This window comes from Corynebacterium sp. p3-SID1056, assembly GCF_025152525.1.
Classification (GTDB): domain Bacteria; phylum Actinomycetota; class Actinomycetes; order Mycobacteriales; family Mycobacteriaceae; genus Corynebacterium.
In genome coordinates this window covers 1-21,607 of sequence record NZ_JALXXL010000009.1, presented here as the reverse complement: position 1 = coordinate 21,607, position 21,607 = coordinate 1, and the positions used below count along the sequence as shown (strand labels likewise).

The following is a 21,607-nucleotide window of genomic DNA, read 5'->3' as shown; positions in this document are numbered from 1 at the left end:
CACATTCGAGGAGGACTCATGACACCAGCGGCGGCAGCTGTGTTTGCCCTACCGTTCTTCCTCCTCCCGGGGCTGGTATTTAACCTCGTCGCAGGCGTGAAAGGCCCGCACGCGATGGCCACGGCGCTGCCGGTCAGCTTCGGTATCTTCGGCATGAGCGCCTGGCTGTGGGGCCTGACCTCCGCGCCGCTGAACCTGTGGACCTACGCAGTGAGCTTGGTGTTTGCGCTGGCCGCGGCGGCGGTGTGGCGCTACGCCTTCGCCCGCAAGGCGCGGCGCGGAGGGCGCATCTCGTGGCGCCGGGCCCTGTTTCCGGGGCAGTGGAAGAAGGGCAGCATCCTCGACCCCTATTGGCTCTTGCCGACGGCCGGTGTGGTCGCCGGATCCTGGATGCTCATCTCGGACCGGCTGGGTTGGCTGGTACGCGCCCCGCACGGCACGTACAACATCGTGCAGGGCTGGGACGTGCAGTGGCACGCCAATCTGGTGCGCTTCATCATGGACACTGGCGTGGCCTCGCCAACACGGATGGGCGAGCTGCAGAACGTTGAGACCCACGCGCAGCTGCTGTACCCCTCCGCGTTCCACACCGGCATCGCGCTGTTTGGGCAGGCGGCGGGCCTGGATCCGATCCCGGCGCTGAACATCGGCATGATCGTGCTCACCGGCATTGCGCTGCCGATTACTGCGGCGTGCCTGGCGTTCGCGTTTACCCGCTCGCGCGGGCTGACCACGCAGATCGCGGCCGGACTTGCTGCCATCTTCGTCTACGGCGCGCCGCAGCTGGTGTGGGTCGGCGACTTTGTCGGCATGTGGCCCTACCTCTTCGCCATGTCGCTGACCGGTGCGGTGATCTATCAGTTCACGCGCATTCCCGCCCGCCACGCGGGTGCTTTGCCCGCCACGGTCGGGCTGCTCGGCGTGCTCACGGCGCACCCGGCGGCGCTGACCGTCGTGGTGCTGGGCGTGGGCCTGTACTGGCTCACCTCCACGCTGATTCGCCCGGAGGGCGGCCGCCTTGCCGACACGGTATGGATGGCCGCCCCCGGCGCCGTCGCCGCGGTGGCGTACCTGCCGCAGGTGTTCGCAGGTTCGGCGCAGGCCGAGGAGGTCTCCGGGTGGTCTACCCCGGAGAGCAGGAGTGCAGACAGCGGGTGGGACATCGCTTTCACGCTGCAGACGCGTCACGTGCACGAGTTCTTCCACGATTACGACGCCACGGTGTGGCTGTGGCTGGCCGGGTTCGGCGCGCTCGCCTGCCTGGTGTGGCGCCGCCAGGTGTGGCCGGTGCTGTTCTACGCATTGTCGCTGACCATTACCGCCAACGCGATTGCGCCGGTGGCGGGACCGCTTAGCGGGCTGCTCACGCTGGCGGGCAACCTGCACTACAACACCGCCCACCGCCTGATCATCCCGGTGGTGCTCAGCGTGTTGGTGGCTGCCGCGATCGGGGTCGCCGCGATGATCCGGCTGCTTACGCTCGCGCCGGTTGCCGCGCGGTTGGGGTCTCAGGCGTGGGAGCGGGGGACGGGTGTGGCGTCGATAAGCATGGCCCTTGTGGTGGCGATGCTTGCCGCGCCGACGGTGCGCACGGACGCACTGGCCGGCGCGCAGTCGGCATTTTTGGACACGCGAGTGGAAGACCGCATGGTCAGCGACGACGACCGCGCGGCCTGGGATTGGCTGGCCACGCAGCCGGCGGCCTGGGAGGGCAGGATTTTTGGTGATCCGGCCGACGGGCACAGCTGGGGCTACGCCTACAACGGGCTGCCGATGCTGTCGCGGCACTACCTGTGGCCGACCGGTGGGCTGGGCTCGAACACGGACATTGCGTATTGGCACGCGCGCGAGCTCGGCGAGGGCCTGCGCGGTGATGCGGGCGCGGAGAACGTGGTGGATCGTGCCGCAGCCGAGCTGGGGATCAAGTTCTACATGCTCAGCCCGTCGGCATTCTGGCCGTTCCAGCTCGAGCGGCTGCAGATGCAGCGCGGCTTCTGGACCTCGCGCGGGCTCACGCCCGTCTACCGCAAGGGCGATGTGGTGATCTTCGCGGTGAACAAGGAGTTCACCGAGGATGAGCTTGAGCGCATGCTTGCCGACGCCCACTCGCACGGCTCCGACGACCTCTTCGTTGAGGCACCAGCTGACACTGCGGAGTCTGCGTCGCTGCAGTAGGATGAGGCAACCTGGCTCGGGGGAGCCGGGGTAATACTGCTTGAGGGGGACAATCCAATGGCGCGTTTGCTGCCAACGACAAAGACACAGGTTTCCGGGCACCGATTTTTGCGACGCAGGGTGGAGCACGGCCTGATCCTGGGCGATATCCGCATGATCCACGACCCGCTTTCCTCGCGGCGTCGCGCCATGATTTTCGGGGTCGTGGCGGTGGTGATGATCTCCGGTGTCATGGGACTGTTCGCCTGGATGCGACCAAACCCGAACCCGGGAGAGGCGGCGATTATCCGCGCGGCAGACGGCAGCCTGTTTGCCAGGGTGGACGAGACCGTGCACCCGGTCACCAACCTGACTTCGGCACGCCTGATCGTGGGCGGGCCGGAAGACCCGGTGCGAGCAGGCGACGAGCACCTGGCGACGCTCGCTCGCGGCGTGCCCGTCGGTATCGGGGTGGCACCTTCGGTGTTCGCACCGGAGGACGCGGCGGATACGTACTGGTCGGCGTGCACGGTGCCCGTACCGGATGCGAAACCCGAGGTAGTCGTGCGCGCCGTCGACGCGCGGGTTCCGGCACTTGCTCCGGAGAGCGCGATCGTGGCGGAGGTGGATCACCGCGACTGGCTGGTCACCGCGCAGGGACGCACGCAGTTGCCGCCGTCGACAAGCCGCGACGGCCGGGTCGTGCGACGCGTCTTAGACATCGACGCGTCCACGCCCCGCTGGCGCCCGCCCGCCGACCTCTTTGGCGCGCTGCAGGAGCAGCCCGCGTTTGCGCTGCCGGATACACTGCCGCGTGTGTTGCGCACCAGCGAGCGCGAATGGGCCGAGACATCCGGCGGTGTCCAGCCGATCACCAGCGTGCAGGCGGAGATACTGGTAGAAGCAGGCGCACAGGTATCGGAGGTGCCCGCCCAGGCCGTGGCGGACAAGCCCGACGCGGAGAACCCGGTGTCCATCCATCTGCCAGAGGATCGGATGCGCCTGCTCGACCCGGCGGGCGAGCCCACAGACGAAGCCGAGGCGACCTGTGTGACCGAAGCGGGTGGGGCGGCGATGCTGTCGGTTCCGGAGGCGATGGCTGGCCACGTGCGCCTTTCCGGCGCGGGCCCGGCCTCCTACTTCGTCGGGCTGTCGGCAGGTGCCGTGGCCGTGGACACCGGAAACGGCTACCACGTGGTGGATCAAACCGGCCTGCGACACGGGGTGCCCGACGCGGCGACGCTTGAGACCATCGGCGCCGCCAAGGTGGAGCAGGTGCCGTGGCGGCTGGTCAAACTGCTGCCGCGTGGGGAAGCGCTAGAGCGAACTGCGGCGCTGACGGCGACGTACTAAGCCTTGACTTGGCTCAAATTAGTGCCGAAGTGTCGGGCCGGTTTTGGGGTCTTCCGCGGTCGCAAAAGGCTGACAGCGCACACCCGACGGCGCTGGTCCAAATGGAGCTAGCTCCATTTAGGAAGATCGGCGACCTGCGACCTGGGGTTTTGTAACTGGGGTTAGCCCAAATGGAGCTAGCTCCGTTTAGGAAGCCCGTTTAGGAACCTCGGCGACCCGCGACCTGGGCGCGCACCAGCGGGGCTGCGAACAGGCAGACCACCAGCATCGCCGCCGCGAGTAGTACGTTGCCCAACTTGCTTATCGACGCCGACACCGCCTCGGCAGCCGGCTTCAGGGCCAGTGGCTCCGCGTCCGAGGAAGACTCCGGCGGCAACTGGGTCACAGCAGCGAGCGGATCGAGCGCGCCCCCGCTGGGCTGCGATGCGGCGTAGAGGTGCGCGCGTACTTCGGCGGGGTGCAGGTGCGGGTAGCGCTGCATGAGCAGGGCCGCGGTGCCGGTCACAACCGGGGCGGCGAAGCTCGTGCCTGCGTACGGGGCGGGGCCGTTGTCGCTGTGGGTGCCTGTGGCAAAGCCGGTGCCGTCGGAAGCTAGCGCGAGCGGCATCGTGCCCTGCGCGGACAGCGCCGGACCCGGCACGCGGATGGAGTAGCCCGCGATGTCGTGTGAGCCCTCGCGGGCGGCGACGGCGAGCACGGTGGGCGAGTGTGCGGGGAAGACGGTGTCGCCCTGGGTGCACTCGCCGGACTCGTTGCCCGCCGCCGCGACGACCAGGACGCCTTCGGCCTCGGCGCGCGCCAGGGCTTCGTCTAAGGGCTGGGTGTCGATGCGCTCGGCGATCTTTGGCGGTTGGCAGGAGACGACGGAGATGTTGATGATATCGGCGCGTTCCTCGATGGCGTTGTGGATGGCGTGAGCAAGCGTGGCCAGCGAGCCCGCGCTGGGGTCGTCGCTGTCGCGGTCGCGGTAGTGCGCGGAGGTCTGGCGGATGGCGATGAGTTCCGCGTCCGGGGCAATACCGTGGTTTTTACCGGCGATGATGCCCGCGACGACGGTGCCGTGCGAGTCGCAGTCGGCAAACGGGTCGGGGTTGTCGGGGTCCACGAAGTCGCGCCCCGGGGTCAGGCGTTTGAGCTCGGGGTGCGGGTGCACACCGGTGTCGATGACGGCGATGCGTACCCCGCGGCCGGTGGCGAAGCGGTGCGCGCGGTCGACCGGGTTGGTGCGCGCCTGGCGTGCCTGCTCGTCCACGCTCAGCGGTGCCGGCGGGCTGGCGTGGACGGGTACGGCGCAGGCGTAGTCCTGGGCACGCGCGTGCGTGGCGGCAAGCGGCAGCGGGGCGCACAGGAGCGCGGCCATGGCTCCGACGGTGAAACGTTTCATGCTCACAGCCCCCGGATCAGTGCGAAGAGCCCTGCAACGTGGAGCGCGAGCGGGAGCGCTGCGATAATCGCGGCGGTCTCGGCGCGCTCGAACCACACCACGGTGGTGGGCTCCAGCTCGGGGACCTTGGCCACCCAGAGCACGGCGGTCGCGGCGGTAAGCGTGGCCAGCAGCGCTACCCCGATTGCCACCGGGTGCGGGTGGTCGGTGCGCGCCACCGCGAGCGCGCACGCGCACACCGCGCCGAGGGCGGCGGTGACCAGCGCGGCCCGGGGCACCGGGTAGTGGTGGCGGGTGGCGTAGATGCCGAGTGCTCCGGCGGTACACACGCTCAACGCGCATGCCCACGCCCCGCCAGCCCAGGAGGTGGCGAAAAGCGCGGGGAGCATGCAGGCGGCCACCGCGCACGAGATGGCGGCGACGAGCGTGATCGCACGTTGGCTGCGCTCGTCGACATCCGGCTGGTAGCCGTCGGCAGTCGCGAAAGCCTCGCCCGCGGTGGGCACGCGCGGGACCTTCAGGCCTGCGGCGCGGGTGGCCACAGCCGGGGTGGACAGGACGGTGAGCAGCCCGGCGAGCACCGTGAGCGCCGCCGGAGCCTGCGCACTCGGCAGCCACACTCCGCAGGCACCGATGCTGAGCAGGACGCTCAGCGTCACGGTGCACGCGGCGGCGAACGTCCCGGCCAGCCCCAGCACTGCGCCGAGTAGGACGAGCGCGCAGGCGGTGGCGGCACCCGCGAAGACGCCGAGCGCGACATCGACAGACTCCCACGCCCCGGGCAGACCTGCGACCCAACAGGCCACAGCGATGGCCGCAACGCCCGGCAGCGGGGCATACACCGCGCTCGAGCGCGACAGCACCGCAAGCGCGAAGAGGGCGAGCGCGCCTATACCGAGTGCTACGGCAAGGGAGGTGAACATCCCGGCGAGGACCGTGAGCGCACACACCCCGGCGAAGCTGGCCAGGTGGGCAAGACCCGTGGTGTCGCGGGTATCAACCGCCGCCGCGGCAAGCGATTCGGCGGCGTCGCGCACCACGGGCGGCTCGATTGACTCTTGGGGGCGAAGGACGGTCACGGCACCGTCGCGAAGCTTGAGCTTGTGCAGCGGGGTGTGCATATCCAGCGGCGCGCCGCCGACGGTGGTGGCCTCCCAGGGGCGGTGGATGCGCGGTAGGTCGATAAATGTGGCCAGCTCAGGCAGGACTTCCGCGAAGGTGGATGACGTGGGAAGTGTGAGATCGATGTCGCGGTGGAAGGACACGGCGGAAACACGCACGGTCATGCGAACAATGTGATGGGCAGATGTAGCTACCAAGGAAAACCCCCGAAATGTGTGGGCGCGGACCCCCAATTGCCGCGCGGTGGTTCCAAGTATGGCGTAAACTGCCGGGCACGTCCACAGCTCGATGAGTCTGGTTCGGGGGAACTAGCGGCTGTGGCATACCAGGGGGGATTTTTTCGTGCTTGGAGTCGACCACAATCCGGTACTCGTGCCCACGCGCATGCAGCTTGCCGACGCCCCGCCGCTGCCCAGCGGCGCACTGCGCGCAGAGGCCGTGCCCAATGCACAGAAGCACCAGCCGCTGCCACTGTTTCGTATCCTGCTGCCGATCGTGATGATGGTGGCCGTCGGCGCGGTCATGGCGCTCATGCTGCTTTCCGGCAGGGCGATGGGGCCGATGATGCTGGTCTTCCCGCTGATGATGGCCTTCGGGCTCATCGCCATGTTCCAGCCGCAGGAGCAGCAGAGCGATATCGATGAAACGCGCCGGGTCTACCTGCGCCACCTCGATGCGCTGACGAAACGGGCGCGGGCCAACGCGGTCAAGCAGCGCGCTCACTTTTCCTACCTGCACCCGGAACCGGCGATGCTGCTCACCGGGGTGGACAGCGCCCGGGTGTGGGAGCGCGGCGCGGGCACGGCGGAGTCGCTGCAGGTACGCCTTGGCACAGGCGCGATGGCGCTGTGCACGCCGGTGGAGGTGGACGATCCTGGCTCACCGGAGGACCTCGACCCGGTGTGCGCGGTGAGCTTGCGCCGGGCGGTCGCGGCGGTGGGCACGGTGCCCGGGATGCCGATCGTGGTGCAGCTGGGTGCCTTCCCCGCGGTGACGCTCGCGGGCCCGCGCGCCCACGACGTGGCGAGCGCCGTGGTCGCGCAGCTGGCCTTCTTCCACGGCCCGGAGACGGTCGGTCTTGAGCTGGAGCACGCGGCAATGCCCTGGGCGAAGTGGCTGCCGCACACCCGCGAGCCGGAACGCGCCCAGTTCCGCGTCGTGGTTGCGCAGGCGCGCCGGGGTGCCGACGATGCTGCGTTCGCGCCCGCGCACGCCACCGCCGACTGCGTGATCACGGTGGATGAGGACCCGGACGCCTTTGTCAGCGAGCACGCCTTCCACGTCGTGTGTGCCGAAGAGCTGGCCGCGGTCACCGAGTCGGGCCGCGAGTACCTGGGCGTGCCCGACCCGTTCAGTGCGGAGGAGGCGGCGTTGATCGCGCGCCATTTGGCCTTTTACCGACGCCCCACTGGCACCAGCAGCGCGCGCAAGACCGGGGGCGACCTGCTCGCCATGCTGGGCATCGACGATGTGGACGCGCTCGATGCGGCCGCCATGTGGCCGGGCCGGGAGGGCACGCGCCAGCGCTTGACGGTGCCGATCGGCGCCACGCCCGAGGGCGAGCCCGTCTACCTGGACCTCAAAGAAGCCGCCCACGGCGGTATGGGCCCGCACGGGCTGTGCATCGGGGCGACGGGGTCCGGGAAGTCCGAGCTGCTCAAAAGCCTGGTCGCGGCACTTGTGGCCACGCATTCACCGGAGGAGATCAACCTGGTGCTCGTCGACTTCAAGGGCGGGGCGACCTTCTTGGGCTGCGAGGGGCTGCCGCACACCGCGGCGGTGATCACCAACTTGGAAGACGAGGCCGTGCTGGTCGAACGCATGTATGACGCGATCTCGGGGGAGATGCACCGTCGTCAAGAGCTGCTGCGCACCGCCGGTAACTACGCGAATATCACCGACTACACCGCCGCCCGCCTGCGCGGCGAGGCGCTCGACCCGCTGCCGGCGCTGGTGATCATTGTCGACGAGTTCTCCGAGCTGCTCACCCAACACCCGCACTTCGCGGAGCTGTTCGTCGCCGTGGGCAGGCTCGGCCGCTCGCTCGGGGTGCACCTGCTTTTGGCCTCCCAGCGCTTAGAAGAGGGCAAACTGCGCGGGCTGGATTCGCACCTGTCGTACCGGATCGGTCTGAAGACCTTCTCCGCCGGCGAGTCGCGCCAGGTTCTCGGCGTGCCGGATGCCTACGAGCTGCCGGGCGAACCCGGCTCGGGCTTTCTCAAGGCGGGCTCGCCGGACTTAGTGCGCTTCCGCGCCTCCTACGTCTCCGGCCCGCTGACCCGGCGCGTCGCGGCGCGCGGTAGTGCGGAGGCCCCGGCAGTGCGCCCGTTCCACGGGTGGGAGACGGCAGCCGCCGAAGCGGAGGCGGTGGACACAGTGGACACGGTTGAAACCGTGGAGACGAGCACGACCTTTGCAGCGATCGTGGACAAGGCGGGCGAGCTTGCCGCAGCGGACGGGATGCGTGCGCACCAGGTGTGGCTGCCGCCGCTGCCGGATACGCTCGCGCTGCACACGGTAAGTTCCGACGTGCCGAAGGCCGCGCCGCTCACCGCGCCGGTTGGCCTTATCGACCTGCCCTATCGCCAGCGCCAGGATCCGCTGCTCATTGATCTCGGCACAGCCGGCGGCCACATCGCGATCGCGGGCGGGCCGCAGACCGGCAAGTCCGCCGCGCTGCGCACGATCGCGGCGGCGCTGGCGCTTGCGCACACAACCGACCAGCTCGCCATCTACGGCATCGACGCGGGCTCGGGTGGCCTCGACGACCTTGAGCGGCTCCCGCACGTCGCTGGCATCGCGCTGCGAACGGACGAGGAGCGCGTGCGCCGCGTCGTCGATGAAGTGGTGGAGCTGTTGGACGCGGGGGAGGGGCAGCGGGGCGTCGAGAAGCACACGCTGCTGCTTCTCGACGGCTGGCACACCCTGTGCGCACCCGACTCCAAATTCGAGGACCTGAAGGAGCCGCTGGCGCGCATCGCCTCCGAGGGGCCTGCGGCCGGGGTGCACCTGGTGGTGACGACGCAGCGCTGGAACGCGATCCGGCCGAACGTGCGCGACCTCATCGGCACCCGCTACGAGCTGCACCTGACCGAACCGATGGACTCGCTCATCGACCGCAAACTGCAGCAGAAGCTGCCCGCGAAGCCGGGCCACGGACTGACCCCAGACGGCACGCACTTGCTGTTCGCGCACGCGAACGCGCAGGACCTTGCGCACATCGCCGCCACCGCCGCAGGGCAGCAGCCGGTGCCGAAGCTCAAAGTGCTGCCCGCCCACGTGCGCACCGCGGAGCTGCTGTCCGAGCAACCGCACGAGCTGCCGATCGGTATCGGCGGGCCGCGGCTGGCACCACTGCACAGCCAATCCGGGCACCTGCTGGCCATAGGGGCCGGCGGGGCCGGAAAATCTACCGTGATCGCCAGCGCCATCACCGCGATTGAGGCGATGGGGCGCGCAGAGGCCCGCATGGTCATCTGCGACCCGCGCCGGGCCCACCTCGGGCGCGCCGCCGAAGAGATGACCGCCGCCTACGCCGCCTCGTCCACCGCGATTGCCGAGGCGCTGCGCGCGCTGGTGACCACGATGCGCGAGCGGCTGCCCGGCGCGGAGGTGACGCCCGCCCAGCTTGCCGAGCGCTCCTGGTGGTCAGGCCCCGACATCTACCTCGTCATCGACGACCTCGAGCTCGTCGGCGAGGAACACTTGCGCGAAGTGATAGCGCTGTTGCCGCACGCGCGCGACATCGGCCTGCACGTGGTTGCCGCCCGCAAGTTCGGCGGGGTGGCGCGCGCGATGTTCGGCGGCTTCCTCGGCGCGCTCAAGGACACCCACCCGGACGTGCTCATCATGGACGGCACCCGCGAGGAGGGGGCGCTGTTCGGTGTGAAGCCGAAGCCGCAGGCCCCCGGCCGCGCAACACTCGTGCAGGCCGGGTCTGTGCAAGGCACCGTGCAATTGTGCGCGCCCTATGAGGAAGGAGCATCCCTATGACCCGCGCTGAGACTACCCACGACACAGCCACCCTGCAGGTGCGCGTCACCGAGAGTGTCACCGTGTTTTCCGGGGCCGCCAACCTGCGCCGCTGTGATGCGCCGACACCTTTGGAGATCGCGAGCTTTATCCGCAGCGTCTTTGGCGACGAGCCTCACGGCGCGCACGTGCATCTCATCGCCAAGGAGCAGGCGGTGCGACTCATTGACCAGGCGCTCGCGGACTACGGCATCCACCTCACCGCCGAGCTCCCCAGCGACGAGACACCCACCACCACGATGCCTGCCGTGCCGGGCCCGCTGCCGGTTGCGCGCCCGCGCGCTGACAATTCCGAGGCCCACGAATCGGACCGGGGCGGGTGGCTCATCGTCGGCCTCGTCGTGGTGGTCGCCGCCGCCTGCGCGGCCGCCCTGTGGTGGACGTTCGGGCCTTCGCTTCACGACGCCCACGGCAACGGCCCTGAGACCATCCAGGAAGCCGCCGACGAGGTGGCTCCCGTTGAGTCGAGCTCAGTTGCACCAGAACCAGAACCGGAAGTGCTCGCAAAAGAAGGGCTGAGCGTGCAACTGCCGGCAGGGTTCACCATTGAGGAGGACGGCGACATGTGGCGCGCCGTCGGCCCCGACCCTGACTTCCGCCTGCAGCTGAGCGTGGACGAGCGCTACAACGTACCCGCCCAGGCGCTCGCCGAACAGTTGCGCGCAGACATCGAGCGCGACCCGGAGGTGGAGCTGGTGGGCACCGATGGACACTCCGTGACCTACCTCGAGCGCGCAGCGGACGGCTCGCAGGCGCTGTGGAAGACGTGGCCGGACGGTGCCGTGCAGCTCTCGGTTGGGTGCCACACGCGGAATGCACCCACCAAGGTGCAGCAAGCTACGTGCACGATGGCGATGAATTCCGCCCGCTATGCGCCGGAAAAGCGCAGCTCAGAAGGGGAGGAGGGGGTGGTTGCCTTGGAAGGTTAAAAGTTTTTTCGCCTGTGAGGGAACCGCAGGGCGTTTCACTGCGTCCAATATATGAACGGGAAACCGCCACCGGCGGTCACTGTTTGCAACCAGACATATTCCACGCATTCTACGAGGGGGAACCATGAGCAATTTTCAGACCGAAGCCGATGTGATGCGCTCCACGGCCGACCACGCTGACAACGTCAACGCCGACGTCAACCGTGAAATCGAACGCATTCAGGGGGTCGCAGAGTCTGTCCGCACGTTCTGGCAGGGCAGCGCGCAGCGCAGCTTCGACGGCTTGATGGCACGTTATGACGATGCCCAGCGCCGACTGACGGAGGCGCTGACGGACATCTCGCACAACATCCGCGACAACGCCAAGCACTACGAACACGCCGACGTCTCCACGACCGAGAACCTGGACAGCCTCTCCGGCTCCGCCGGCCTGGCCCTGTAACCACGCAATCACACGCACCGAAAGGACACCGCTGACATGCACATCAAGTACGACTTCGGCCAGATCGGCAACACGGCACAAGACATCCGCAGCTCCGCGGCCAACATCAACGGCCAGCTGAGTGAGCTCAAGGAGGTCATCCGCCCGATGACCCAGACCTGGGAAGGCGAGGCGGCCACCAGCTACATGGCGCACCAAGCCAAGTGGGACCAGGCCGCCGCCGACCTCAACGAGATCCTCAACCAGATCGCCAACACCGTTGAAGACGGCAACAACACCATGCACGCAGTCAACAACGCCGCGGCGAATAGCTGGGGCTAGCGCCTTGACTGTTCACCGGGCTGGAAACGTAGAAAGGAGGTGAGGCCAATTACTTGCGCTGCTGCGGGGGAGGTAGCGCGGGTACACACCAATGCGATTGTTTGTGAGTGATCATAGCTTCGGCGCCGCCGTTGGGATTGGGGGATCCCGCGGCGGCGTTGGGCTGTCTGCAATGAGGTTGAGGTACTGCGGGGACAGCGCGGCGTCGGCAAGCGAAAGCCCTTTTTGGAGCTGGGCCGGACTTCGCGTAAGCTTATGCCCCTGTGTGTCCTGCCAACTTTGGTTGGCGCCACGCCCATCGGGTCTCCACCGGCCGCCGTTGGGAGTGTGGGCGCAAAAGCTATGGCCGGCAGCCATCTAGACAGACTTTAAGGAGTCATGCATGTCTACTTACCACCCGAAGAGCGGTGACATTACCCGTAAGTGGTACGTCATCGACGCAACCGACGTGGTGCTGGGCAAGCTCGCTTCCACCGCAGCTGACATCCTGCGTGGCAAGCACAAGCCGCAGTTCGCACCGAACGTCGACACCGGCGATCACGTTATCGTGATCAACGCCGACAAGATCCACATCTCCTCCAACAAGCGCGATCGCGAGATGCGTTACCGCCACTCCGGCTACCCGGGTGGTCTGAAGTCCATGACCCTGGGCCGCGCGCTGGACGAGCGTCCGGACCGCGTGATCGAGGAGGCTGTGAAGGGCATGATGCCGCACAACAAGCTTTCCCGTCAGTCCATCAAGAAGCTGCACGTCTTCGTCGGCGATGAGCACCCGTACGCTGCTCAGAAGCCGGAAACCTACGAGTTTAAGCAGGTGGCACAGTAATGACCGAGCCGAACACCAACGCAGAGAACAACGTTGCAGACGCTGGCGACATCGACGCCGCCACCGCCGCAACCGAGGAGTTCAACTACACCATCGGCGATGCAGTCGCACCCGAGGTTGACGAGTCCGAGGAGGCCGTCGCCGAGCCGGTGAACCTGCACGAGGGCCCGATCCAGACCGTGGGCCGCCGTAAGCGCGCCATCGCACGTGTGACCGTCACCGAGGGCGACGGCACCATCACCGTCAACGGCCGCGAGTTCGAGGACTACTTCCCGAACAAGCTGCACCAGCAGGACATCCTGACCCCGCTGACGCTGCTCGAGCGCGAGGGCCAGTTCAACATCAAGGCCACCCTCAACGGTGGCGGCCCGACCGGCCAGGCTGGCGCACTGCGTCTGGCTATCGCCCGCGCACTCAACGTGTACAACCCGGCTGAGCGCCCGACCCTGAAGAAGGCCGGCCTGCTCACCCGTGACGCACGTGCCGTCGAGCGCAAGAAGGCAGGTCTGCACAAGGCCCGTCGCGCACCGCAGTACTCCAAGCGTTAATCGCTTCTACTGCCAAGCACTACGCCGTCGCCCCGCGTACCGGGGAGGCGGCGTTTTGCCATCTGTGGGTGCCCCGTGCCTGACCGTTGTCGGCGAGTACTGCATAATTGTGCCTATGACTCGAATGTTTGGAACTGACGGTGTCCGTGGACTGGCAAACGAGAAGCTCACGGCACCTTTGGCAATGAAGCTCGGCGCGGCGGCCGCGACCGTGCTCACCCGCGACCGACGCTCCACCAAGCGCCGCCCGACCGCGCTGATCGGGCGCGACCCGCGCGTCTCCGGCGAGATGCTCGCCGCAGCGATGGCGGCGGGCATGGCCTCGAAGGGCGTCGACGTGCTGCGCGTCGGCGTCATCCCCACCCCGGGCCTGGCATTTCTTACCGACGACTACGGTGCCGACATCGGCGTGATGATCTCCGCCTCGCACAACCCGATGCCGGACAACGGCATCAAGTTCTTCTCCGCCGGCGGCAAGAAGCTGCCGGATGCCGTGGAGGACGAGATTGAGCAGACGATGGCCACCCTGGATGAGACTGGCCCGACCGGCACCGGCATCGGGCGTGTGATCGAGGAGGCCCCCGATGCGCAGGAGCGCTACCTGTCGCACCTGGCCGAGGCGATGACGACGGACCTCTCCGGCATCAAGGTCGTGGTGGACTGCGCCAACGGCGCGGCCTCCGAGGTCGCACCGAAGGCCTACGCAGCCGCGGGCGCCGAGGTGGTTGCCATTTACAACACCCCGAACGCCTTCAACATCAACGACGGCTCCGGATCCACCCACATGGACCAGGTGCAGGCGGCCGTCGTAGAGCACGGTGCCGACATCGGGCTGGCTCACGACGGCGACGCGGACCGCTGCCTGGCCGTCGATGCGCAGGGCAATATTGTCGACGGCGACCAGATCATGGCGATCCTGGCCACCGGCATGAAGGAGCGCAACTCGCTGACCGACAACACGCTCGTGGCCACCGTGATGAGCAACCTAGGCCTGAAGCTCGCTATGGAGCGCGAGGGCATCCACGTCGAGGAGACCGCGGTGGGCGACCGCTACGTGCTCGAGGCGCTCAACCGCGGCGACTTCTCGCTCGGCGGCGAGCAGTCCGGCCACATTGTCGTTCCCGCGCACGCCACGACTGGCGACGGTACGCTGTCCGGCCTGTTGCTCATGGCCCGCATGGCGGAGACCGGCAAGACGATTGCCGAGCTGGCCGAGGTCATGCAGGTCCTGCCGCAGCAGCTGATCAACGTTCCGGTCTCCGACAAGTCCGCTATTTTGCAGAACCCGGAGGTCATCGCGGCGAAGGAAGCAGCCGAGGCGGATCTGGGAGACACCGGCCGCGTCCTTTTGCGCCCGTCTGGCACCGAGGAGCTGTTCCGCGTGATGGTGGAGGCTTCCGACGAGAAGCACGCCCGTGAGGTCGCCGGTCGCCTCGCGGCAGTGGTCGCCGCAGTGTAGTCTGCGGGCGAGGAACCTCGTCCCCGAGCGGAGCTTGAGGGGGCTAGAGAAATCTTTCGGGGACGAGGGAACCCAAGGGGGTCTGGCTGCGTCTAATAGGGGCCAGGAAAAATTTTTACAGGGCCCACAACGGTGGGCTGGGGGAATATTCGGGGGTGGAACTATGAGCGCATCGCAACACGGCGTTGATGTCGACGTCGACGCAGTACGCGCACGCTACACACGCGCTATCGGTGCCTATCGTGCTGCCGGGGAAACACTTGCGGCGAATCCGGCGCAGGTTGCGCCGGACAGTTTCGGACAGGGGTTTGCACCCCAGGGCGCGCGGATTGCGGAGGCGCTGTCGCGCATGGACGAAACGACGGCCGCCTACTTGTCCACGCGGGCGCGGAACTGGGAACAGATCGTGCGGCTCAGCGGTGACGTTGCGCATGCCGATACAGGCAATGCCGCAAGCTTTGCTTTCGGGGAGGCGCAGCTATGAGTGCCGTTGAAGCAGAAGTACAGCGCGTCATGTCGCTGATCTGCGCGGCCCCTGCCTCGCCGGGGAAGCAAGCAGTGGCGCAGGGGATCGCGGATGACCTGCTGCAGCAGATCGATCGGCTGCGTGGGCAAGACTTACACGGGTTCGCCTCCACGGGCGCGCGCCTGCAAGGCCGCTTCCAACTCAGCGGGAGCGGCTCGGTATACACCGGCCTGGATCGAACACAAGCCAGGGCTGACGGCGCAATTGCGGACTTCATCTTCGGCGAGCCCGGGGCCAACCCAGGGGCCGAAGCGCAGTGGTTCGAAGAGTTGGGGATTACGCAACGCGAGGCGGAAGACGCAGACCGCGAGGCCGAGCACTTCAACAAGGTTGACGAGGTCGGCGGGCAAATACAAGCCTGCTGCACAACCATCGAGGAAGTCTGCACCACCGGCGACATTGCCATGCAGGAGATGCTCTCACCGGCGTGCCGGATGCTGGAAATGATTGTGAAGTTTGGGTTCCCGCAGCTGACCGACCAAGTCGTCGACGTGGCCATTGGCGCGCTCACCCAGGCGAACGCTACCGCCAAAGACCGCAACTGCGTGATCGAGGACTGCCTCGAGGCCATCGCGCAGTGCGTGGAAGACGTGGCCGTGCAGCAGCCCGCGCCGCCGGTGGAGTACGGCGGCGGTTGCGAATGTGAGAGTGGCGGTACGGCTGTGACCGAGCCAGCGCAGACGCCTCCGCCGAAGCCGGTGCCTGAGTGTGAACCGGAGCCGGCACCTAAGCCGGCTGCGCCTGTTGATCCGCCTGCCCCGCCTCCGGCACCGGAGCCGAAGCCAGCACCGGAGCCGCGGGTGACGCAGTGTCCACGCCTGGAAACACGCTGCGTCGACACCGCAAGTGTTGGCACTGCAGCTGCTTCCGCGGAGGCGGGAGTGGTCGGCCAGCCCGTAAACGTGGAGCTCAACTTCAACTTTGACATCGACGGAGCAATCAACGCGGGCCTCGAGACCGTGGACTGCGAGACTGTGGATCAGTTCCAACCCGCGGCAACGCAGACTGACACCTCAGCGTGGGTGGGCACGCTGGTGCAAACCGGGGCGGCGGCCGTGATCGAGGGGCTGGACTGCTTCGCAGCCTCGTTGGAGGCGGTCGCGGAGTGCCCAGGGGCCGAGTGCTGCACGCACGAGGTGCCTGAATGCCCTGAACCGGAGCCGGTGCCGGAACCGGAACCTGAACCAGAGCCTGTGCCGGAACCTGAACCAGAGCCGGATGACGGTGTGATCCCTCCGCCTCCGGAATTATCACAGGTTGAGGAGCCTGCACCGCCGCCGGAAAAGCTAGAGCACATCCAGCCTCCAGCTACTGAAGCGGCGCAGGTCCCGCCAGATCCGGCACCTGCCGACGCGGCCGATCAGATTGAAAGCACTGAAAACACCGAGACGAACGAAGACGATACACCGGCTGCTGCGGACTCTGCGGAGCCGTGGGCCATGAAGAAGACAGGGGAATGGTAATGGATTTCGCAGAGTTTGCCGAGCAGTACCGGCGACGCACAGAGAAGCGCATGCTGGATTTCGAAGCGATGCTTCGAGACAACCAGCGCAAAATGGCCCAGACGGCTAAGTATCACGCGATGGCGCAGGCGAACCCGGACAAGCCACCGCTGGTCGTGCCGCGCGGTGAGTACAGTTACCCGCTGCGGAATTCAAAGCTGCTGCAGCCTCCGGAAGATGGCAAGAAGCCGATCCGCGCGGTGTTGCGCCGGGAGCCGCCGAACGGGAGGCGTCCACGTTAGGGGGATATGCGGAGAGTTTCTCGGTCTGGGGGATCCGCAAAATATGGCACGCGATGAACCATGAAGGCTTTCATTTTGGTCGCGACAAGACCTCCTGGTTATTGAAGCTCGCAGGTGTCAGATGCGGGCTTCTGGTACCGGTGTTCCGAAGACTCGGTACTGCCGCCTTCCGAGCAGTTGGTACCGGCACCGGGGGTCGGCCGACCGTGGCGTGCCAGCTGAATGCATACTGCTCAAGGATAGAAATATATTTCGCCATACCATCCCAATCTGGCAACTCCCCATCCGCAGTAGGAAGTTCGAGAGCGTCAGGCCGAGGGGATCGCCCGAGCGAAAGAACGCGGGTGTACAAGGGGCGCGCACGCGCGCTGACTGATGAACAAGTGGCTCAGGCGCGCGAGCGGGTGGCTGTTGGTGTACCGAAAGCAGAGATTGCGGGGCGTTTGAAGGTAGGACGAACGACGCTGTACGGCTACCTTGGCAAGCTGAATTAAACTGGAGACTTGATTAAAAAGAAATAATTTTCACGTAAAGTTGGGGCGGGAAAGTTATCCGCACGTGAATTGATAATCAGGCGACTTTGGGAGTGTAGTAGTTGTAGCCATAAAAGAGTCACCTAATCGCTCTATTTTTGATTTTTGGGAAGTTTCATCATATCCAGTAAGGGGAATTTCTTCTCCAGTGCAGCGTGGATTCTTTAGATCAATGGTAAGTACGGCTTGCTTGTTTTCAAATCGGTCTGGCCGGGTGACCAAGAACGCTCTATGATCTTCGAATGTGATAGAGATTGGTGATGGTCCACTAATGTTAAGTGGTTGACTGTACTCAAGATCCCCGGTACTGATGTTTACGGCGGTTAGTATGTTTTCTTTATCCAATGAATACAGTGTATTTTGAAACACTGTAGAGAATCTTGCCATTGCCGGGGGTGGAATAGATGGAAGCGCTACAGTATTCTTTACCGATGTCTCTTTTCCGTGATTTTCTAAGATAAGCGATATAGGTTTTCCATTTTCATCTTCGCTTATGATTGTGCTTGAAGAGGAATCGCACGATAGATGATTTTCGTGCCCGGGTTCATAGTGAAAATTCCAAAGTATGTCAGAAGTTTCAACTGCCCCGTTGCTACTCCAGGTAACTATTTTTGCAGTCCCGGCACCTCCTACTTTTTCACTGTCTTGCGGGAGGAACTCAATCCATTTTATGGTGCCGTCATTACAAGCAGTGAGGGCGCTAACATGTTCTTCTCTATCAATGCTTCGTGCGCCATTCGGGCTTACTGCAACCACCTTTCCTGCATTTGAGCGAGTTGAATCGCTGGTGTTAAAAAGGAAAGCTCCGTGGCTATGATCAAGTGAGTTCGCCGAAGCGCTTTGAGTTCCTACTTTTAGATCGGGTACCGGAAGGAGCTTCTTTTCCTGGAGATTTTGATCGACCAAGAGAATCGAATTTTCATCAGGAGTCGCAAATCCTCTCCCGATCCTAAGAAGCGAGGGGAAATACGTTGGGGCTGTCGAAAAAGCTACACCACCTGAACCTGATTCGGAAGTCCAAAAAAGGTTGTTTCGATCGTTTAAGGTTAGGCTTCCGCTGGTTTCAGTTGAGATGCCTATAAAAGCGGCATTTTCAGCTCCAGCCCCTGTTGTTTTTGGTGCAGATGGCAAGTATTTCCATAGCAGAATTGATCCTGCTGCTAGCAAGGTTAATGTCAGCAGAATCGCAATGGTGGTCTTTCTATTCATCAATTGAACGCGGTTGTGTTATGTGAAAGAAGGATATCCAATGGGTATACCGCAGGTTGGTATGGCTCGTAAGGGTACCTTTCGCCAATATCTAGGCCGCCGCCAGAAGCGTGCTTATAAGCTGCCCAGATGAGTTGAGAACAATTGTAGGAATCTCTATCGATCTTTCCGATTCTTGTAGTCGCAAAGTTGCTTTCGTATCCCTTTCCTACCTTGCTTTCTGCCCAGCTGGCGGCTTGGTCTCGCGTTGAGTTGTCAGTATTAACAGAAAGGTATGTTGGCTGACATACGCCTAGGCGCTCACTACCTCGTAGAAGCTGAACTCCGGAATCAGCTCCAACTGCTTCAACGGTAGATATTTTTCTCGGATCAGCATTTCCTTGGGTTACGAAAATTCCGGTATGTCCGTGGTTGATGATTCGTGCTCGGACAGCTTTCGAATAGAAAACGTCACCTCGGTTAGTTCGTTCGTTCCCTGGTGGGGCAAATTCAGATTTATCACAGCTAGTCGCAGGGGTAGATGCGTCATTTAGTGCATAAGTGTTGATCTGATTTTGAGCAGGATTGTACGTGAATGTTGTAAACTCCAAAGATTCTTTCGCTCGTCGGTAAGATTCTTGAAACCCGTCCCGAAGGGGAATCTGGTGAGACCTGAAATCTTCACTGAGCTGTGTGTATAGGTCATCTATCTGATTGCCTTTTAGGTCCAAAATTTCAGCGATTTCAGGTATGGGCGATTTGTACCCTTGAAGGGTTCCTCGTTGGAACTTTTGAGTTATTTTGAATCCATCGTCGCCCTTAGGATCCTCGACAGGGTATCCGTAGCTACTTTTTTCGAAACCAGATTTGCCCCACTCTGTGAGGATAGAGCCGAGAACAGCATGTGCCCCATGTCGTGGAGTCCAGTAGATCATTCCGCGTTCGAAGACGTTGTAGCGTCCGACACCATCCGGGGTGGTTAGCTCATCACTGATGGGGTAGCCAAGTTCACTGTTTTGAGCTCCCATGGATTGCCATTTGTCATAAATTCGGCCTTGAATGCTGGCCTGCGTTGCTGGCAATGCATTGTGAGTGTAAACATATCCACCTTGGAAGTTTTGTTTAAACCACTGGTTTCCTAAAGCCATATCGCTGGTAGTGGGGTACCCAAGGAAGCCCTTTTCCCAGCCGTGACGTTCCCAGACTTTAGCTGCTGGGAGACTAACTGTATGTGCTCCTGTCTTGGGGTGCCAGTAAATATATCCATTGACAAACTCAGAACGCTTTCCGATTCCGTCTGGATTGGTGAGCTCATTAGATTTTGGAAGAAGAAGGAAGCTGGTTGGGCCGCCTACCTTATCGTATTTTTCTTTAATTAAACCGCATACTTCAAAGGGGGAGGGCCAGTACACTTTACACCCTGGCCGAGCATTCAGCGTTGGAGTATCAGGGTTGGCAAGTTGTGCTTCTCGTATTTCTGCCTTGTCGGCTTCGTTCTTGTCGATACCGGCAGGAATCTCTTCCCTGTCGGAGCGCATTTGACCAGGAATAACTTCACTGTTGGGATTGGTAGTCGGATGCCATTCTTTCAGCCCTTGCGGGTTGAGCTCGTCATTTGTGGCTTGGTTGACTTCATATCCTTCTGCCCCTGGAGGAGTTGGGATTCCCCACTGGGCAAATGGACCATCGACTACTTGTGGCGAAGTCGTATCACGGTGATTAGAGGGGTAAAAATCGTTGTCGGCAGGCGGAGTTTCAGATGCTTGAATTTTTGATTGTTGTTCATCTCGTATCGATGATCCAAGAAGTGATGATTGCGCGACTGCAGTACCGGGAGTGGTGCTGATTAATAAGCTTGCTGAGACGAAAGCAAGGAGTTTGCGTGAGAGAGCTTTCATGGCGGTCCTTAGACGAGAGTGGAACAAGGAATTGTTCTACTAGGTCAGCTTATAGCTTGATGGCAGGCTACGCTGGTTAAGTGAAAAAGCTCTCCTTTCTAATCTCGTGGGGTACCGATGAAAATAGTTAAACTCGGTCTTTCTTCTCTAGCCTGCGCATTTACTGCGCTAGGAGCTTGTTCTGCCATGGCCTCCGCTGCAGATAATGACTTCGCTTCATTGCAGGCAAGCAGTACTGTGCCGGTGAATGATAATCGTATTGCGGCTTTGTGGTCGGTCACTCCGAGTTTGGACGACTCACAGCAACAGCGTGTTCGGCGTGATTGCACGGCAAGCTATGTGGGGGATAATTTTTGGTTGACCGCGCATCACTGTGTGTCTAATTCACCTTTTATGGATGGTTTTCTCCGCCAATCAGATGGTGAAGTAGCAGGTATCGCTGCTATCTATATCAAGTCTTCTACTGAAGATGTTGCGCTTATTAAAGTCGGTGATGGAATCAATGCCGATTCATTTACCTTGGCCACAGAGCCGTTGAAGATCGGGGATCAAGCCGTACTTACTGGTTATGGTCAACCTCATGACTATGCTTCTTCGGCGTCAACAGTCATTTCCGAAAAAGTAGGCTCCTTGAACTTTGGAAACGTTACGTATACCGATCTGTTCAAAGGGAAATCGTCAACGCTTTCACGCTCCTGTGGTGGAGATTCAGGAGCACCTATCTACAAAAACAACACTCTCTACGCAGTACACACTGCCGGCGGCTTTAACCCAGAATGCATCGATGGGCAAGATAGGCCCATGTGGCATACAAACCTCCCTCCGAGGGCTCACTGGGTACATGAAACTATCCACTCTAACGTGGGACTTTCCCCTCAAGAAAAAGTTAAAGCAGAAAACGGCCTTAAGTATGCTCCTCCTGTAGCTCATCCGCTCGTTGACCCCCATACCCCAGACACTCATAAAGAAACACGAAAAAACTCTTCTGATATGTCCTCACTATCAAGCTCAAGTCATTTTTAAAACATCGATACCCCGAGTAAAAGAAGTAGCTCTATATAGTTCCTGGAATACTAGTTGGAATAGCTTTTATCTTATTCTTACAGTAGTGAGCTGGTTCCTTGGGACTGTATGGCGAAAGATTCAAC

The 21,607-nt window shown here is 63.1% G+C and carries 18 protein-coding genes; 14 read left to right on the top strand and 4 right to left on the bottom strand.

From position 1 onward, the window contains the following. The first annotated feature begins 18 nt into the window (after nucleotides 1-18). Nucleotides 19-2,175 (top strand): DUF6541 family protein, encoded by a 2,157-nt coding sequence (locus M3G14_RS08735; protein WP_259926155.1) that lies wholly within the window; start codon nucleotides 19-21, stop codon nucleotides 2,173-2,175. Nucleotides 2,176-2,232: 57 nt separating this feature from the next. Next, entirely contained in the window at nucleotides 2,233-3,507 is a 1,275-nt protein-coding gene (gene eccB, locus M3G14_RS08730; RefSeq protein WP_259926153.1) for a type VII secretion protein EccB, read from the top strand. 199 nt (nucleotides 3,508-3,706) lie between these two features. Here the strand turns inward: eccB and M3G14_RS08725 are convergent, their stop codons facing one another. Next, nucleotides 3,707-4,891 (bottom strand): S8 family serine peptidase, encoded by a 1,185-nt coding sequence (locus M3G14_RS08725; RefSeq protein WP_259926152.1) that lies wholly within the window; start codon nucleotides 4,889-4,891, stop codon nucleotides 3,707-3,709. Between the two features lie 2 nt (nucleotides 4,892-4,893). Continuing rightward, complete coding sequence (eccD, locus tag M3G14_RS08720) at nucleotides 4,894-6,177, bottom strand: type VII secretion integral membrane protein EccD (RefSeq protein ID WP_259926151.1); 1,284 nt, start codon at nucleotides 6,175-6,177, stop codon at nucleotides 4,894-4,896. 178 nt (nucleotides 6,178-6,355) lie between these two features. On the opposite strand from eccD, the gene eccCa reads away from it, so the two are divergent. From eccCa to M3G14_RS08665, 11 genes are all read left to right on the top strand, one after another. Next, entirely contained in the window at nucleotides 6,356-10,006 is a 3,651-nt protein-coding gene (gene eccCa, locus M3G14_RS08715; RefSeq protein ID WP_259926150.1) for a type VII secretion protein EccCa, read from the top strand. Next, nucleotides 10,003-10,974 carry a type VII secretion-associated protein gene (locus tag M3G14_RS08710; protein WP_259926149.1) on the top strand — a complete coding sequence of 324 codons (972 nt, stop codon included), beginning with the start codon at nucleotides 10,003-10,005 and terminating at the stop codon, nucleotides 10,972-10,974. Before eccCa ends, M3G14_RS08710 begins: the two co-directional genes overlap by 4 nt. A 124-nt stretch (nucleotides 10,975-11,098) precedes the next feature. Then, nucleotides 11,099-11,416, top strand: coding sequence for a WXG100 family type VII secretion target (locus tag M3G14_RS08705; RefSeq protein WP_259926148.1), 318 nt, complete (start codon nucleotides 11,099-11,101; stop codon nucleotides 11,414-11,416). 36 nt (nucleotides 11,417-11,452) lie between these two features. Then, nucleotides 11,453-11,737 (top strand): WXG100 family type VII secretion target, encoded by a 285-nt coding sequence (locus M3G14_RS08700; RefSeq protein ID WP_259926147.1) that lies wholly within the window; start codon nucleotides 11,453-11,455, stop codon nucleotides 11,735-11,737. A 382-nt stretch (nucleotides 11,738-12,119) separates the two neighbouring features. Continuing rightward, the gene (rplM, locus tag M3G14_RS08695; RefSeq protein ID WP_038588493.1) at nucleotides 12,120-12,563 is read left to right on the top strand and encodes a 50S ribosomal protein L13; all 444 of its coding nucleotides are present in this window, start codon (nucleotides 12,120-12,122) and stop codon (nucleotides 12,561-12,563) included. After that, nucleotides 12,563-13,111, top strand: coding sequence for a 30S ribosomal protein S9 (rpsI, locus tag M3G14_RS08690; protein WP_259926146.1), 549 nt, complete (start codon nucleotides 12,563-12,565; stop codon nucleotides 13,109-13,111). Before rplM ends, rpsI begins: the two co-directional genes overlap by 1 nt. A 115-nt stretch (nucleotides 13,112-13,226) precedes the next feature. Next, a complete protein-coding gene (gene glmM / locus M3G14_RS08685) occupies nucleotides 13,227-14,570 on the top strand; it encodes a phosphoglucosamine mutase (protein ID WP_259926145.1) in 1,344 nt (447 codons plus the stop codon). 163 nt (nucleotides 14,571-14,733) lie between these two features. Continuing rightward, the gene (locus M3G14_RS08680; protein ID WP_259926144.1) at nucleotides 14,734-15,054 is read left to right on the top strand and encodes a hypothetical protein; all 321 of its coding nucleotides are present in this window, start codon (nucleotides 14,734-14,736) and stop codon (nucleotides 15,052-15,054) included. Then, a complete protein-coding gene (locus tag M3G14_RS08675; RefSeq protein ID WP_259926143.1) occupies nucleotides 15,051-16,559 on the top strand; it encodes a hypothetical protein in 1,509 nt (502 codons plus the stop codon). The genes M3G14_RS08680 and M3G14_RS08675 overlap by 4 nt, the downstream gene beginning before the upstream one ends. After that, nucleotides 16,559-16,840 (top strand): hypothetical protein, encoded by a 282-nt coding sequence (locus M3G14_RS08670; protein ID WP_141757819.1) that lies wholly within the window; start codon nucleotides 16,559-16,561, stop codon nucleotides 16,838-16,840. Before M3G14_RS08675 ends, M3G14_RS08670 begins: the two co-directional genes overlap by 1 nt. Nucleotides 16,841-16,980: 140 nt before the next feature. Then, nucleotides 16,981-17,334, top strand: coding sequence for a helix-turn-helix domain-containing protein (locus M3G14_RS08665; protein WP_259926245.1), 354 nt, complete (start codon nucleotides 16,981-16,983; stop codon nucleotides 17,332-17,334). Between the two features lie 54 nt (nucleotides 17,335-17,388). Here M3G14_RS08665 and M3G14_RS08660 read toward each other — a convergent pair whose 3' ends face one another. Together M3G14_RS08660 and M3G14_RS08655 are read right to left on the bottom strand one after the other, a co-directional pair. Then, nucleotides 17,389-18,582: a hypothetical protein gene (locus M3G14_RS08660; RefSeq protein ID WP_259926142.1), complete on the bottom strand. Its 1,194-nt coding sequence runs from the start codon at nucleotides 18,580-18,582 to the stop codon at nucleotides 17,389-17,391. Next, nucleotides 18,582-20,459: a hypothetical protein gene (locus M3G14_RS08655; RefSeq protein ID WP_259926141.1), complete on the bottom strand. Its 1,878-nt coding sequence runs from the start codon at nucleotides 20,457-20,459 to the stop codon at nucleotides 18,582-18,584. The genes M3G14_RS08660 and M3G14_RS08655 overlap by 1 nt, the downstream gene beginning before the upstream one ends. Before the next feature lie 186 nt (nucleotides 20,460-20,645). Here M3G14_RS08655 and M3G14_RS08650 point away from each other — a divergent pair, with 186 nt between their 5' ends. Further along, nucleotides 20,646-21,482, top strand: coding sequence for a S1 family peptidase (locus M3G14_RS08650; RefSeq protein ID WP_259926140.1), 837 nt, complete (start codon nucleotides 20,646-20,648; stop codon nucleotides 21,480-21,482). Nucleotides 21,483-21,607: the final 125 nt, after the last annotated feature.

Bases quoted from the DNA above. Each gene is read 5' to 3' on its own strand.
- M3G14_RS08735 (WP_259926155.1), top strand. From the start codon at position 19: ATGACACCAGCGGCGGCAGCTGTGTTTGCCCTACCGTTCTTCCTCCTC.
- eccB (WP_259926153.1), top strand. From the start codon at position 2,233: ATGGCGCGTTTGCTGCCAACGACAAAGACACAGGTTTCCGGGCACCGA.
- M3G14_RS08725 (WP_259926152.1), bottom strand. From the start codon at position 4,891: ATGAAACGTTTCACCGTCGGAGCCATGGCCGCGCTCCTGTGCGCCCCG.
- eccD (WP_259926151.1), bottom strand. From the start codon at position 6,177: ATGACCGTGCGTGTTTCCGCCGTGTCCTTCCACCGCGACATCGATCTC.
- M3G14_RS08710 (WP_259926149.1), top strand. From the start codon at position 10,003: ATGACCCGCGCTGAGACTACCCACGACACAGCCACCCTGCAGGTGCGC.
- M3G14_RS08705 (WP_259926148.1), top strand. From the start codon at position 11,099: ATGAGCAATTTTCAGACCGAAGCCGATGTGATGCGCTCCACGGCCGAC.
- M3G14_RS08700 (WP_259926147.1), top strand. From the start codon at position 11,453: ATGCACATCAAGTACGACTTCGGCCAGATCGGCAACACGGCACAAGAC.
- rplM (WP_038588493.1), top strand. From the start codon at position 12,120: ATGTCTACTTACCACCCGAAGAGCGGTGACATTACCCGTAAGTGGTAC.
- rpsI (WP_259926146.1), top strand. From the start codon at position 12,563: ATGACCGAGCCGAACACCAACGCAGAGAACAACGTTGCAGACGCTGGC.
- glmM (WP_259926145.1), top strand. From the start codon at position 13,227: ATGACTCGAATGTTTGGAACTGACGGTGTCCGTGGACTGGCAAACGAG.
- M3G14_RS08680 (WP_259926144.1), top strand. From the start codon at position 14,734: ATGAGCGCATCGCAACACGGCGTTGATGTCGACGTCGACGCAGTACGC.
- M3G14_RS08675 (WP_259926143.1), top strand. From the start codon at position 15,051: ATGAGTGCCGTTGAAGCAGAAGTACAGCGCGTCATGTCGCTGATCTGC.
- M3G14_RS08670 (WP_141757819.1), top strand. From the start codon at position 16,559: ATGGATTTCGCAGAGTTTGCCGAGCAGTACCGGCGACGCACAGAGAAG.
- M3G14_RS08660 (WP_259926142.1), bottom strand. From the start codon at position 18,582: ATGAATAGAAAGACCACCATTGCGATTCTGCTGACATTAACCTTGCTA.
- M3G14_RS08655 (WP_259926141.1), bottom strand. From the start codon at position 20,459: ATGAAAGCTCTCTCACGCAAACTCCTTGCTTTCGTCTCAGCAAGCTTA.
- M3G14_RS08650 (WP_259926140.1), top strand. From the start codon at position 20,646: ATGGCCTCCGCTGCAGATAATGACTTCGCTTCATTGCAGGCAAGCAGT.